Origin of the sequence: Ochrobactrum sp. SSR, assembly GCF_030067775.1 — a bacterium.
Taxonomy (GTDB): Bacteria; Pseudomonadota; Alphaproteobacteria; order Rhizobiales; family Rhizobiaceae; genus Brucella; species Brucella teleogrylli.
This window is the reverse complement of record NZ_CP125969.1, coordinates 1,429,217-1,443,900: the sequence shown is the minus strand read 5'-3', so window position 1 is coordinate 1,443,900 and position 14,684 is coordinate 1,429,217. Positions and strand designations below refer to the sequence as shown.

Here is a 14,684-nt window from a genome sequence, read left to right as displayed (position 1 = left end):
GGGTTTGTTGTACCAGACCCGGCTTCATTCGTATGAAAATGAAATGGGATGTGAAATGAAGACTGAGATCATCGAATTTGCGGGCGACGTACCGGGCAATGCCATCGAACTGCGTGTGCTGCGCTTTGCAGGCAAGGGTGGCGATGCGCCGACAGCCTATCTGCAATCCTCGCTGCATGGTTCGGAGCTGCCGGGTCAGGCCGCACTTCATTTTCTCATCCCGATGCTGAAAAAGGCTGGCGAAGAAGGCCGCATTCTGGGCAACATCACCGTGGTGCCACAGGCCAATCCGGTGGGTTCCAACCAGTGGCTGGCCTATCAGCATCAGGGCCGTTTCGAGATGTTCTCGGCGGTGAACTTCAATCGCGCATTCCCGCTGCTGCCGGATTTCGATACCTCGGAACTGCCCGGTCCCGATGCGCCGGAAGCTTTGGCCAAGCGGCTCAAGGCGACGCTTCTCAAGCTCGCATTGCCGAACGATATCGTGCTTGACCTGCATTGCGACGACGAGAGCGAAAATTATGTCTATATCGCGGAGGAATTCGTGGAGGACATGAAGGATCTGGCGGTCGCGCTCAATTCCACAGCGATCCTTGCATGGGACACCACAGCTGACGCTGCTTTTGAGGAAGCCTGCGCGCATCCCGTTCTGCAACTGCCGAAAGACAAGCGCGATATGAAGCGCCGCGCCGTGACCACGGTGGAATTCCGCGGCCTGACCGATGTTTACGCCGATATGGGCAAGGGCGATGCGGAAGGTCTTTATAAGTTTCTCGTGCATCGCGGCGTCATCCGCGACGAGAGCGTCAAGCTCGACCTCGACTATAAGGGCCTCATATCGCCGCTTTCGAACGTCGAAATGGTCCGCGCACCGCAAGGCGGCATGGTGTTCTTCCATGTCGAGCCGGGCGATCAGGTGGAAGCAGGCGCGAAGCTCGTCACGATTGTCACCGTGCCGGGCGAACCGGAACACGACATCGTCATGACCGCGCCGCAGGCCGGTCGCATCCTGACGCGCCGCTCGCTGCGTTATGTGCGCCGTGGCGACGATCTCCTGAAACTGCTCGGTGCCAAGCCGTCTTCCGTCAAGAAGCGTGCGGGCGCACTCGAAGCATGAGTGCGACGCCCTTTGCCGACCGCCTGAAAAACATCCGTGCCGTTCTTTTCGATAAGGACGGCACACTGATCGATTTCGACCGCACATGGTTTTCGGTTTCGTGGACACTGGCGCAGCGTTCTGCCCAGTGTTTGGGAAAGGGCGACGAGCCGCATGCGCGCTCCCTGCTTGATGCCGGTGGCTATGACTGGACGGCAAAGCGTTTTCGCGCCAATTCGGTGATTGCTGCGGGAACGGTGGAAGACATCGTCTCGCTCTGGCATCCGGAACTGGACGACGCTGACCGGCGCAGCCTGATCGGCGAATATGACCGCTATGCGGTGGCGGAGGGCGCGCGTTCGGCGGTCGCCATCGAAGGCCTGCGCGAAACGCTGGAAGCGCTGCGCGCCATGGGCTATCGGCTTGGCATTGCGACGAATGATTCCGAGGCGGGCGCCCATGCGACGGCCAGGGCGCTCGGCATTGAGGGCTTCTTTGAAGTGATCATCGGTTATGACACGGCAGCGCGCCCAAAACCCTTTCCCGATCCATTGCTGCATTTCGCAGAGAAGCTGGGGCTTCAGCCGCGTGAAATCGCCATGGTGGGCGATAATCTGCACGATCTCGAAACAGCGCATGCGGCGGATGCGGGACTGGCCATCGGCGTCCTGTCGGGCAACAGCCCGCGTGAGGCGCTGGAACCGCATGCCGATGTGGTGCTTCAGTCCATTGCCGGTCTGCCGCAACTGCTGAAAGCCATACCGTAAAGCTTTCCGTTTTCTGATCTTTCGTTCAGAAGAATTCATCGCAGTGACCCTTGCGGAAGCGGGGTCCTGCGGTAGCATGGCCGGATTACAACCTCATCCGAGCTTAAGTCCATGATCCTTATCGGCCAATATGATTCACCCTTCGTCCGACGTGTTGCAATCGCCATGCGCCTGTATGGCCTGCCATTCGAGCATTGGCCGTGGTCTACATTTGGCGACCGTGACCGACTGGCGGATTATAATCCGCTCAGCCGTGTGCCGACCTTGTTGCTCGACGATGGCGATGTGCTGATCGAAAGTGCGGCGATCCTCGATTATCTCGATGAGATTGCCGAGGCGGGAAAACCGCTGATCGCTGGTCACGGCATTGAACGGCGTCAGGCGTTAAAGATTTGCGCGCTGGCCACGGGGCTTGCCGACAAGGCGGTGAGCCTTCTCTATGAGGGGCTTTTGCGCAAGGAACAGTCACCAGTCTGGGTGGAGCGGTGCGAAACACAGATCGGGCGTGTGCTCGACGTTCTGGAGCAGGACTTTTCCGCGCGCGGTTCGCCGTTCTGGTTCGGTAACGATATCGGGCACGCGGATATCGCGGTTGCCTGTGCGCTGCGGTTTGTTGGCGAGGCCCATGGGCATCTCGTCGACGTCGAGAAATATCCGGCGCTGGCGACACTCGCCGGGCGCTGCGAGGCGCTCGCACCTTTTCAGGAAATCGTGCAGCCGCTTGCCCCGCCATCGGCCTGATCTAGAGCATTTCCAGCAAAAGTGCGTAGCGCTTTAGCGTGGGATAATGCGTAAAAACAAATAGATAGCGGTTGCCCGATTCCATTTTACCCGGGACCTCTCTAAAGAGAAAAGCCGGGGAGAAAACCCCGGCTGTTGATTTTTGCGATCAGTCGCGCAATTCGCGGCGCAGGATTTTACCCACATTGCTCTTCGGCAGGCTTTCGCGGAACTCGATTTCGCGCGGGCGCTTGTAATTGGTCAGCCGTTCGGCACAGAAGGCCTTGACCTCGTCTGCCGTCAGGTTCGGATCGCGGCGCACCACATAAAGCTTCACCACTTCGCCGGAATGCTCGTTGGGAACGCCGATGGCGGCTGATTCCACAATGCTCGGATGGCCTGCTGCGACTTCCTCGATCTCGTTCGGATAGACGTTGAAGCCGGAGACGAGGATCATGTCCTTCTTGCGGTCGACAATCTTCGTATAGCCGCGCTCGTCCATGAAGCCCATGTCGCCGGTGCGGAAAAATCCGTCCGGCATGATGGCGCGGGCGGTTTCGTCGGGACGGTTCCAGTAGCCTTTCATGACCTGCGGGCCGCGCACGCAGATTTCGCCGACTTCGCCGAGCGGAAGATCATTGCCGTCATCGTCGCGGATGGCAATTTCGGTCGAAGGCATCGGCAGGCCGATGGTGCCGCTGAATTCGGTCGCGTCCAGCGCGTTGGCGCTGGCGACCGGCGAGGTTTCCGACAGGCCATAGCCTTCGGTGATCAGGCAACCGGTCATGTCATGCCAGCGTTCGGCCACCGGGCGCTGCACGGCCATGCCGCCGCCAAGCGTCAGGATCATCGGCTTGAAATCCAGCGTCTGGAAATCGGGATTGTTCATCAGCCCGTTGAACAGCGTGTTGAGGCCGGGGAAGATATGGAACGGATATTTCTTCAGTTCCTTAACGAAGCCCGGAATGTCACGCGGATTGGGGATCAGGATGTTGCGCGCGCCAAGTTTCATGCCGTAAATCGCATTCACGGTCAGCGCGAAGATGTGATAGAGCGGCAGCGCGCAGACAAAGTTCAGCGCTTTCGGCCTGCCCTTGATGCGGAAGGCCACCTCATTCCACAGTTCCATCTGCTCGACATTGGCGAGAATATTGCTGTGGGTGAGCATCGCCCCTTGGAAATGCCGGTCGTGCCGCCGGTATATTGCAGAAAGGCGAGGTCCGAACCTTCGACGGGAACCGGATTGAACGACTTCGACCTGCCTTGCGCCAGAGCATCCTTGAAGCTGACATGGCCGGGAAGGTTCCAGGCCGGAACCATCTTCTTGACCTTGCGCACCACCAGATTGACGATGTGGCCCTTGAGCCCCAGCATATCGCCCATGGAGGCCACGATGATGGTCGACAGCTTGACGGCGGGCAGGGTCTTTTCAACGGTCGCAGCGAAATTCTCCAGCACGATCAGCGCCTTGGCGCCGGAATCATTGAGCTGGTGTTCCAATTCGCGCGGCGTATAGAGCGGATTGACATTCACCACGACGAAGCCCGCGCGCAGGACGGCGGCGATCGCGATGGGATATTGCAGCACATTCGGCATCATGATGGCGACACGGTCGCCCTTGACCAGTCCGCGCGATTGCAGGAATGCGGCGAGCGCCCGCGCATTCTCGTCGAGCTCTTTAAAGGTCAGGTCCTTGCCCATGCAGGTGAAGGCAGGATTGCCGGGAAACTGACGGCAGGCGGTAGCGATCATGTCACCAATGGACATGGCGCGGTTCAGCTCGAACTCATGGGGAACGCCAGCCGGATAGGATTGCAGCCAGTAGCGGTTCAACTGTCCGGGTGCAGGCTTGGCCTGCTGCGCCATGACGGTTTCGGTTGCAGATGCACTTTGCCCTGTCGCTTTTTTCGCCATTTTTTCTCCCCGGATCGCTCCGTCCGTTGCAGCTGGAGCGCCTGCGATCCCATCACCGGACCGGCGCTCTGATCGTTTGTTCGTGCACATCGCATCCGAAAGCCATTTCACAGTTTTCGGAATGTCTTCCAGCGGAACGTCATCCGCCCATCTCCCAAGCTGGCCCGTCCTCCCGGTCAGCTCCCTCCAGAATAATGTGGTCGAGTTTCCACTTCTTCGCAAGGCTTACATTGACGTAAACGTAAAATAATAAGCTGTCGAGTCTTCCTGAAAAACTTTAGCAAACACTGGATAATGGCCTGATCTCGGTGTCAGGGGGTGCGGGCTGTGCTGGCGGAAATGCAAATTTTGAGAACCGGAGCGTAGCTTTACCGTGTCTGACCGATCTCAGTCGTTCCGGCGAAGCGACTGGATATGTGTCCTCACAGCCCTGCTGCCGCCCGCCACCAGATCGAAATTCTTTTCGCTGCGCAGCCATTCGTTCAGCAGTCCGCTGACAATGGCGAGCAGGATCGGAGCCGCGGTGCTGGCTGTCCATTCCGGCGACAGCTCGCCGCGCCGTTCCGCAACGTCCAGAAGTCCGGTGAAAAGCGACAGCACATTGTCGCGGGCTTCCTTGATGCGCTCCACCACCGGGGCCATTTCGCCCACATATTCGCAGCGCTGGTTGATGATGGTGAAAATGACCTGCTGGCGCTCATTCGTCACGAACAGTTCCAGCGCCGAAACAATGGATTGTTCGAGCACATTGAGCGGGTTCGGATGATTGACGCTCGCCGCCTGCAGCATGATCTCTTCTTGTGGAAAGCGCGCCTGTCCGATGATGGCCTGAAATATGTCCAGCTTGTCGTGAAAGTGGAAATAGATCGCGCCACGGGTCACGCCTGCATGGGACGCGATTTCCATCAGCGATGACTGATTAACTCCGCGTTCCAGAAACATCTGCTCGGCAGCGATCAGTATGGCTTCCCGCGTTTCGGCGGCTTCGGCTTTGGTTCGGCGCATATTTGTCTCAATCTGCCGGAAAAGACTGGATTTCCTTGCTTTTTCGGCTGTACCGTGGATAAATCATTCGTGATCTACCTTTGAGCTTATTGACTATAGCATCGCAAATCGTGTTTACAAACAGATATGTATGTTTAATTGGCCGCACCTCATGGGCACCACCGGGGCGACAGCAAGGGCAACACCCATCATGACCATCCATCGTTCTATCCGGCTTTTTGCGGCGGGAGCCGCTTTTCTTGTTTTTGCAGGGCAGCCTGTTTTTGCACAGGCACCCGCAGGCGCACCGCCTGCGCAGGTTTCTGTCGTGACGATCAGACCGCACGACGTGCCCGTTACCTATGAATATGCAGCGCGCATCAGCGCCTATCGTAACGTGCAGGTTCGCGCCCGCGTCGGCGGCATTCTCCTGCACCGCAACTTCGTCGAAGGCACCGAGGTGAAGGCCGGCGAAGTGCTGTTCGAAATCGATCCGGCGCCCTATCAGGCCGAGCTTGAAAAAGCGCAGGCTCAGGTTGCGCAGGCGCAGGCGCAGTATCAGCAGTCCATCCGCGATGCCGAGCGCGCCGAACAACTGGTCCAGCAGAAGGTGCAGAGCACGGCAGTCCGCGATACGGCCTTCGCGACCCGCGATCTGAACAAGGCCGCTGTCGCCGCCGCGCAGGCGCAGTTGCGCACTGCCGAACTCAATCTGAGCTATACCAAGGTGACCGCGCCGATCAGCGGCATTACCAGCCAGGAACAGGTGTCCGAGGGCAGCCTTATCGGCACCGACGCGACATCGAGCCTTTTGACCTCGATCACGCAGCTTGATCCGGTCTATGTGAATTTCTCGTTCACCGACACGGAAGCCGCTGAAATCCAGCGGCTGCGCGCCGAACGCGGCGCGACGGGCGAGGATGCCGACCGTCTCAAGATCAAGATCCTGTTCGGTGACGGACAGGCTTATGACCATGAAGGCACGATCGACTTCACCTCGTCGTCGCTCGATACGGAAACCGGAACGCTCGGCGCCCGCGCCGTGGTCCAGAACCCGGATCGCCGCCTGATCCCCGGTCAGTTCGTGCGCGCCGTCATTCTCGGCATTCAGGTGAAAGACGCCGTGACGATCCCGAAGGCTGCCCTGATGCAGGGTCCGCAGCTGCAATTCGTCTATGTCGTGAACAAGGACGATGTCGTGGAAGTGCGCCCGGTCACGGTCGCGCGTGAACTCGCCGACGAATGGCTGATTTCCGATGGCCTCAAGGAAGGTGACCGCATTGTGACCGAAGGCGTCATCAAGGCGCATCCGGGCGCCAAGGTGCAGCCTGTCGAGGCGGCGGCTGCCGGCAACAAGGAAGCATCGTCGGCTGAAGCTGGCAAGGAACAGGCGGCAGGCAGCAAATGAATAAGTTTTTCGTAGACCGCCCCGTTTTCGCGGCGGTCATATCCATTGTGCTTGTGCTTGCGGGGCTTATCTGCATCCGCATCCTGCCGATCGCCCAATATCCGGAGCTGACACCGCCGCAGGTGGTGGTCACCGCGACCTATCCGGGTGCAAGCGCGGAAACGGTGACGCAAACCGTCGCCGCGCCGCTGGAGCAGCAGATCAACGGCGTCGAGAACATGCTTTACATGCAGTCCTCGAGCCTTGGCAGCGGCACCATGCAGCTGACTGTGACCTTCGCGCTGGGCACCGACCCGGATCAGGCCACGATCAACGTCAACAACCGCGTTCAGCGCGCGACCTCTTCGCTTCCGCAGGAAGTGCAGCGTCTCGGCGTGACCGTGGACAAGCGTTCCACCACCATTCTGGGCATGGTCGCCATGTTCGCGGAAGAGGGACGCTATGACCGTACCTATGTCGGTAACTATGCGCTTTTGAACGTCATCGACGATCTGAAGCGTCTGTCGGGCGTGGGCGATGTGCAACTGCTCGGCAATATCGATTATTCGATGCGTATCTGGCTGCGCCCGGACAAGCTCGCGCAGTATAATCTGACGCCATCCGACGTTCAGACCGCCATTCAGGAACAGAACGCGCAGTTTGCTGCAGGTCGCTTCGGCGATCAGCCTGATCCGCAGGCCGGTCCGTTCACCTATACGGCGACGACGCAGGGCCGTCTGCCGGATACAAAGGCCTTCGAAAACATCATTCTGCGGTCCAGCCCCAATGCGGCGACGTTGCGTCTGAAAGACGTGGCGCGCGTGGAACTTGGCACCGAAAGCTATCTCGTCGATAGTAATCTCAATGGAACGCCCGCCGTTCCGATTGCGATCTATCTGCAGCCGGGCGCAAACGCGCTCAACACGATGGAACTCATCCAGAACCGTATGGATGAGCTGAAGGCCAGCTTCCCGGCGGGCATCAATTATTCCATCCCGTTCGACACGACCAAGTTCATTAAGGTTTCGGTCGAGGAAGTCATCCACACCTTCATCGAGGCTATTATCCTCGTTGTCCTCGTGGTGTTCATCTTCCTGCAAAACTGGCGCGCAACGCTTATTCCCGTTATCGCGGTGCCGATCTCGATCATCGGTACATTTGCGGGCATGTATGTGCTGGGCTTCTCGATCAACCTTCTGACCCTGTTCGGTCTGGTTCTTGCCATCGGTATCGTCGTGGACGACGCCATCGTGGTGCTTGAAAACGTCGAACGTATCATGACGACCGAGAAGCTCTCGCCGCGCAAGGCCGCCATCAAGGCCATGGGCGAAGTGACGGGGCCGGTTATCGCGATTGTTCTCGTGCTTTGCGCGGTGTTCATTCCGGTTGCCTTCATGGGCGGTCTCGTCGGTGAAATGTACAAGCAGTTCGCCGTCACCATCGCGATCTCGGTGGTGCTGTCCGGTACTGTGGCGCTGACCCTGACACCGGCGCTCTGCGCGCTGATCCTGAAGCCGGGACATCATGAGCCGATCCTGCCGTTCCGCATCTTCAACCGATTCTTCGACCGGGTTACGGAAGGTTATACGGCGGGCGTTCGCTTCTTCCTCAAGCGCGTTGCCATCGGCCTTTTGATCTTTGCAGGTCTTCTGGGCAGCACGTATTTCCTGTTCCAGAAGGTTCCAAGTTCGCTTCTGCCGGATGAAGATCAGGGCTTCCTGTTCAGTGTCGCCATCCTGCCTCCGGCCGCCTCGCTGGAACGTACGACGGCGGTTCTCAATCAGGCGAGCGAAAATATCCGCAAGCATCCAGCCGTGGAAAACGTGTTTGCCGTTTCGGGTTTCGACCTCTTGTCGGGCGGTCTGAAGACCAGTGCGGGCACCATGTTCATCATGCTTAAGGACTGGAAGGAACGCACGACGCCGGATCTCGACGCGCGCAACCTGCCGGGCGCCATCATGGGCATGAATGCGGGGATCAAGGACGGCCTTGTGCTGGCCTTCAACCCGCCGCCGATCCTCGGCCTCAGCACGACCGGCGGTTTCGAACTTTATGTTCAGGACCGTACCGGCGGTGGTGTGGAATCGCTGACCAATGCCACGAAGCTGCTCACTGATGCAGCCGCCAAGCGGCCCGAGCTTGCAGGTGTACGCACGACATTCGATCCGAATGTTCCGCAATACGACATCCAGCTTGACCGCGAAAAGGCCAAGGCGATGGGCGTGCCGATCAACTCGGTGTTCACCGCCATGCAGGCGACCTTCGGCAGTGTCTATGTCAACGATTTCACGCTGTTTGGTCGTAACTATCAGGTCAATCTGCAATCCGAGGCAGAGTTCCGCCGCGATCCAAGCGATCTGAAACACGTGTTCGTGCGCGCCGACTCCGGCAGCATGATTCCGCTGAGTGCTCTTGTGACCGTCAAACGCATCGTCGGTCCCGACCAGCTCGAACGTTTCAACGCGTTCAACGCTGCAAAGGTCACCGGCAACCCGGCGCCGGGCTACACCTCGGGCGACGCCATCAAGGCGATGCAGGAAGTGGCGGCGGAAGTGTTGCCGCAGGGCTTCCAGATCGCGTGGACGGGTTCCGCCTATCAGGAAGTCACGACCAGCGGCACCGGCACGCAGGCCATGATTTTCGGTCTTCTGATGGTGTTCCTCATCCTGGCTGCCCAGTATGAGCGCTGGAGCCTGCCGCTTGCCGTTATCACGGCGGTGCCTTTCGCAATCTTCGGCGCGCTTTTGGCCACCCATCTGCGCGGACTGACCAATGACGTCTATTTCCAGATCGGTCTGGTGACACTCATCGGTCTTGCGGCAAAGAATGCGATCCTGATCGTGGAATTTGCCGTGCTGGAACGCGAGACGGGCAAATCCGCCTTCGATGCGGCATTGTCTGCGGCACGCCTGCGTTTCCGCCCGATCGTGATGACCTCGCTGGCCTTCATTCTCGGCGTGGTGCCGCTGGCAATCAGCTCGGGCGCAGGCTCGGCCAGCCGTCACTCCATCGGTACGGGCGTTATCGGCGGTATGCTGGTTGCAACCTTCGTTGCGACGCTCTTCATCCCGATGTTCTACAGCATCATCGCGCGCAAGCCGCCGAAGAAGCCTGAGGACGAGGATGATGCAATCGAGCAGACGCCATCCCATGATGCGCCGAATGGCTCGGCCGGCGGTCTCTGACCGCTAGCCCTGAAACCAAAAAAGCAAAAGCCCCGCTATCCGGCGGGGCTTTTCATTTGCTCAAAATCTTGTTTCACGAACATCCTCACCGGGATGTCCCCAATGGTTTACAGATCACGCCACAGCAGCCCCGGTCTCCTCAAGCCGGGTGAATTGCGTTCTGACCCGAAAACCGCTCAGTGCAGCAGCGAGCCGATGCTCTGGAACAGTGCCCAGCCGAGAAACGCCGCCGGTACGGTCAATGCTGCCAGCATGATCCCCAGAAAGACATATGCCGCTTCATTCGGCGAGCGTTTGGTTTGTTCCGGAGTTTTGTGCCATTGTGCGGGAACGCCATCAAACATCGTATAAATCCTCCTTCTCCCCATGACAGATTAGGGATCAGGCGGTTGTTTCTTCAAGTCAAAATAAATCGATGTATTTAAACTTATGTTTGTGGTAAAAGCGGCGCGTAACTGCTTGATATCGGTCGCTTTATCAACCTTTTAGCGGCTGAAATTTACCAAAAGTGCTTGATAGTAAACATTTTTACTTTATTACTGTAAGTATTGTTCTGTCGGAAGTTTCAAAAATTTGTGAAATCCGAAATCGTTGAGTCTATGCTCTGCGTCAAAATGGCACGCATGTTTGGCCCCCTGTGGGGAGCGTGTGCAGCAAATGCCGTCATTTGAAATGCGCATTTGGGCGTGGGGTGGCCGAAAAGTGTTATCCGGCTGATTCAACCCGGGCTCAGTAAAAGCTTGTCGGGAAATAACGCAGGTACAATTCGGTCAGGACGCCCTTTTGCTGCAAGGCTTGCAGCGCATTGTTGATGGCGCTGGCGATGGCGGCGTTCTCGCTCGTCACGGCGATGCTGAGGCCGGTTCCCAGATATTGCGGCGCGAGATAGGGGCCATCGGTCAGGGCGCAGCAATTGCCGCTTTCGGCATCATTGAGCCAGAAGGACAGCGCCATGCCGTCGTCGAACACGCTATCGAGCTTGCCGCCTTTCAGGTCGGCCAGCATGGCTGCGCGATCCGGATAGGGTTTTGCCAGCGCCTGTGGGAAATAGCTCTTGAGCAATTGCTCATGCGCGGTGCCCGCAACAACGCCAACTGATTTGCCGCGTGTTGCCAGCGAGGCGGGCTGGTTAAAGCTCTTGCTTTTTTGCGTCGCGAAGCGGGCGGGCAGGCGCATATAGCTGCGCGAAAACACGAAATCCTTCCTCCGCGCTTCGGTGGGTTGCCAGCCGCCGATGATCGCCTCCGCATCACTTTTCAGGACACGGTCTTCCAGCTCGTTCCAGGGGCTGCTTCGATCTGGCAGATATCCTCGATGCCGAGCTGGCGGCAAAGCGCCTTGGCCAGATCGACATTATAGCCGGAGAGCTGCCCCTGATTGTTGAGCGTGTTGAACGGCGGAAAATCCACTGTGGTAATGAAACGCAGCCGCGTGAGCCGTTGCAGCGAAGGCAGGGGCAGGCGTTCCCTCTGGTTGAGGAAATCCGGAGCAGCCGGTGCCGTCTGCGCAAACGCGGTCGGGCTCGCCGCCAGCGCGCCAGCTAAAATCATCAAGCTTGAAAGACACCGTTTCATGGGCAGGCTTCCTATCAGCTTCGGCATAATTTCGCGTTAACGCGCAACTTGCAAGAGTTGCATAGTGAATGGCGCTTAAAATAATGGTTGCATTTTTATAATATTTTTTTACTTTAAAATTTCAATAAAAGGCGAAGAGAAAGGTAGTAGTGCATAATTATATTCTACTATTATAAATCAATAAAATAAATATATCTGATTTATATTTGTCGAACGTCGGGGGGCGTTATGAATAACGGATCGATTGGCTTCGATCTGGAGATATGCGGCGCCATATCTGCCAGATTGCAGCGGCGCGGAGTTGCACGATGTTCGCTTATCGGGGCTTATAGCGAAGCCGTGCGCAACGGGACCACATTCTGCGCCGAACTTGTTCAGCAGCCCGGCATGACGGAAATTGCGGTTTTCGAAGCGATTGCAGACCTGTTGGGGCTGGAGTTCACGCAGGCAATATTGCCGTCTCGCGTGTTCATGTCGGATGAAGAGGGCTTGCTGCGGCTCACCGATGTCGCGCAGGTCACGACCATCGGGCCGGATGGCACGACATATCTCTATATTGCGCCGGCGGAGCATCGGATCAGGAGCCTGCTTGAGCATGTGCGTGCAAATCCGTCGCTGCGCAGGCGTATCCGCATCTGCACGCCTACACTTCTCAGGCAGATCTTGCGACGGCGATACCGCGCGCGGCTGATTGAACGGGCGCGGCAGATGACGCCGCAAACCCTTTCGGCAGCCCGCGTCTTGCATAGTTGGCAAGCCTTCGTCATTGCGATGGCGCTTTATCTGCTGATCGCCGCCCTCATCAACTGGCCGCTCCAGACTTTTCTTGCCATCCATGTCCTGATGACGCTGTTCTTCTTCGGCTGCGTGCTGATCCGGCTGTTCGCGGTGACGAGCGGCGGGCGTCTGTGCTTTGTGGAACTCTTCCCGCTGAAGAAAAGTGAGTTGCCGGTCTATTCCGTGCTCGTGCCGCTTTATCGGGAAAAAGAGGTAATCGGCCAGCTGATTGCCGCGCTCAACGGGATCCACTGGCCACGCAGCAAGCTGGAAATCAAGCTCGTCTGCGAAGAAGACGATGTCGAAACCCGCGCCGCGATAGAGCGCCACACTCTGCCTGCGAATTTCGAGGTCATTACCGTGCCGCCGGGTGGGCCGCGCACCAAGCCGAATGCACTGAACTATGCATTGCAATTTGTGCGCGGCGAGATTGTTGCGGTGTTCGACGCCGAGGACCGCCCGCATCCCGACCAGTTACGCGAGGCATGGCAGGCTTTCCGGCGCGACGGCGGGCAGCTTGCCTGCGTGCAGGCGCCGCTGATCATCGGCAATTTCCGGCATAATCTTTTGACGCGCATGTTCGCCTTTGAATATGCGGCACTGTTTCGCGGGCTTCTGCCATGGCTGGCCAGCCGGGGGTTGGTCATTCCGCTTGGCGGCACGTCCAATCATTTCCGCCGGTCGTGTCTCGAAGAGGTCGGCGGCTGGGATGCTTTCAACGTAACCGAAGATGCCGATCTGGGCATTCGTCTGGCGCGCTATGGCTACAGTATCGGCATAATCAGTCGAGGCACCATCGAGGATGCGCCTGAGGATTACGCTGTCTGGCGCAAGCAGCGCACGCGCTGGATCAAGGGCTGGATACAGACATGGCTGGTGCATGCCCGCGACCCTTACACGGCCTTGCACCAGCTTGGCGGCTGGCGCTTTGCGATCAACCAGATTTATACGCTTGGCATTATTGCTTCGGCGCTGCTGCATCCGTTCATGCTGGTGACGCTGATCGTCCTGGTCGTAAAGCTGCTCGCGCAGCCGCTGACGCCCGCCAGTCTCTGGCTGCTGGTACTGGATGTGGTGAATATTCTGCTGGCCTATCTCAGCTTCTATCTGCTCGGCGCAAAAACCATGGAGCCGACAGAACGCGGCGGTTATGCCTATCTGCCGGGAATACCGATTTATTGGGTGCTGATTTCGCTCTCGGCCTGGCGGGCGCTGTGGCAGCTGGTGCGCAAACCACATCTTTGGGAGAAAACGCCGCACAGGCCGAGTATTTTTTACTTGGATGCCGTCGACTGCGTGATGAATGCCGAACCGCGCCCGATAATGGACTGATCTTCCGGGCCGATGGCGTCGAGGTCTCGTCCGTCATAGGGGAGGGTCAAAAGGATACGCCGGATGGCGGCCAGTCGTGCGCGCCGCTTGTCGTTGGAGCGCACGATGGTCCATGGCGCATAGCCGCTGTCGGTGCGTTCCAGCATGGTGTGGAGTGCTGCGGAATAATCATCCCAGCGCGAAATACCGGCCACATCCATCGGCGAGAATTTCCAGCTCTTGAGCGGGCTGTGGCGGCGCTCGTGAAAGCGTTTCAGCTGCATTTCCTGCCCGATATCGAGCCAGAATTTGAACAGGTGAATGCCGTCCGTCACGATCATCCGTTCGAAATCGGGCGTTTCGGTGAGGAAGATTTCAAGCTGCGCAGGAGTGCAGAAGCCCATCACCGCTTCCACGCCAGCCCGGTTATACCAGGAGCGGTCGAAGGTGACGAATTCGCCCGCCGTGGGGAAATGCGCCACATAGCGCTGGAAATACCACTGCCCGCTTTCGGTGGGGGTGGGTTTTGGCAGGGCGACGTTGCGCGCGGTACGCGGGTTCATGAATTCGCGGATGGTGAAGATGGTGCCGCCCTTGCCAGCCGCATCGCGCCCTTCAAAGACGCTGATGACGCGTCCGCCGGTCGATTGCAGCCAGTATTGCAGTTTGACCAGCTCGATCTGCAGGCGTTCGAGCGTCGCCTCATATTCATCGCTCTTCATGCGGGATGAATAGGGATAGCCACCGGACTGCAGCGCCTGATCGTCAATCCAGTTGGGAAGCTTGGGATCGTTGATATCGAACTTGCGGGTTTCGCCGCCGATTTTCAGCTTCAGCGGCTTATCAATAGCTGGGATATCGCTTTTCTTGTCGTTCTTTTTGTTAGCTGTCTTCGAACTGTCACCCACGGCAATTCCCTTTCGTTTATATCAATCCATGATATGGGCAGATAAGAAGTTGCGTAAAGAC

The 14,684-nt window shown here is 58.1% G+C and carries 9 protein-coding genes and 2 pseudogenes; 6 read left to right on the top strand and 5 right to left on the bottom strand.

What is annotated here, in order from left to right; all coding sequences use genetic code 11:
* The first annotated feature begins 55 nt into the window (after positions 1–55).
* The 3 genes from QLQ11_RS06890 (at position 56) to QLQ11_RS06880 (ending at position 2,604) form a co-directional block, all read left to right on the top strand.
* Positions 56–1,117, top strand: a complete 1,062-nt coding sequence (locus QLQ11_RS06890) for a succinylglutamate desuccinylase/aspartoacylase family protein (RefSeq protein ID WP_109370161.1) — start codon at positions 56–58, stop codon at positions 1,115–1,117.
* Positions 1,114–1,863, top strand: a complete 750-nt coding sequence (locus QLQ11_RS06885) for an HAD family hydrolase (RefSeq protein ID WP_109368326.1) — start codon at positions 1,114–1,116, stop codon at positions 1,861–1,863. The genes QLQ11_RS06890 and QLQ11_RS06885 overlap by 4 nt, the downstream gene beginning before the upstream one ends.
* Positions 1,864–1,974: 111 nt before the next feature.
* Positions 1,975–2,604, top strand: coding sequence for a glutathione S-transferase family protein (locus QLQ11_RS06880; RefSeq protein ID WP_109368327.1), 630 nt, complete (start codon positions 1,975–1,977; stop codon positions 2,602–2,604).
* A 148-nt stretch (positions 2,605–2,752) separates the two neighbouring features.
* Here QLQ11_RS06880 and QLQ11_RS06875 read toward each other — a convergent pair.
* Both QLQ11_RS06875 and QLQ11_RS06870 read right to left on the bottom strand, forming a co-directional pair.
* A pseudogene (locus tag QLQ11_RS06875) lies at positions 2,753–4,497 on the bottom strand (long-chain fatty acid--CoA ligase).
* Between the two features lie 387 nt (positions 4,498–4,884).
* Positions 4,885–5,502 carry a TetR family transcriptional regulator gene (locus QLQ11_RS06870; protein ID WP_109368329.1) on the bottom strand — a complete coding sequence of 206 codons (618 nt, stop codon included), beginning with the start codon at positions 5,500–5,502 and terminating at the stop codon, positions 4,885–4,887.
* A gap of 190 nt (positions 5,503–5,692) precedes the next feature.
* Here QLQ11_RS06870 and QLQ11_RS06865 point away from each other — a divergent pair, with 190 nt between their 5' ends.
* Together QLQ11_RS06865 and QLQ11_RS06860 are read left to right on the top strand one after the other, a co-directional pair.
* Complete coding sequence (locus QLQ11_RS06865) at positions 5,693–6,889, top strand: efflux RND transporter periplasmic adaptor subunit (RefSeq protein ID WP_109368330.1); 1,197 nt, start codon at positions 5,693–5,695, stop codon at positions 6,887–6,889.
* Positions 6,886–10,053 carry an efflux RND transporter permease subunit gene (locus tag QLQ11_RS06860; RefSeq protein WP_109368331.1) on the top strand — a complete coding sequence of 1,056 codons (3,168 nt, stop codon included), beginning with the start codon at positions 6,886–6,888 and terminating at the stop codon, positions 10,051–10,053. Before QLQ11_RS06865 ends, QLQ11_RS06860 begins: the two co-directional genes overlap by 4 nt.
* A gap of 176 nt (positions 10,054–10,229) precedes the next feature.
* Here the strand turns inward: QLQ11_RS06860 and QLQ11_RS06855 are convergent, their stop codons facing one another.
* Together QLQ11_RS06855 and QLQ11_RS06850 are read right to left on the bottom strand one after the other, a co-directional pair.
* A complete protein-coding gene (locus QLQ11_RS06855; RefSeq protein WP_167836049.1) occupies positions 10,230–10,397 on the bottom strand; it encodes a hypothetical protein in 168 nt (55 codons plus the stop codon).
* A gap of 385 nt (positions 10,398–10,782) precedes the next feature.
* Positions 10,783–11,627: pseudogene (locus QLQ11_RS06850) on the bottom strand (transporter substrate-binding domain-containing protein).
* Positions 11,628–11,855: 228 nt separating this feature from the next.
* On the opposite strand from QLQ11_RS06850, the gene QLQ11_RS06845 reads away from it, so the two are divergent.
* Positions 11,856–13,736 (top strand): glycosyltransferase, encoded by a 1,881-nt coding sequence (locus tag QLQ11_RS06845; protein ID WP_109368333.1) that lies wholly within the window; start codon positions 11,856–11,858, stop codon positions 13,734–13,736.
* On the opposite strand, the gene ppk2 is transcribed toward QLQ11_RS06845, so the two are convergent.
* Complete coding sequence (gene ppk2, locus QLQ11_RS06840) at positions 13,679–14,623, bottom strand: polyphosphate kinase 2 (RefSeq protein ID WP_109368334.1); 945 nt, start codon at positions 14,621–14,623, stop codon at positions 13,679–13,681. The genes QLQ11_RS06845 and ppk2 overlap by 58 nt on opposite strands.
* Positions 14,624–14,684 lie beyond the last annotated feature (61 nt).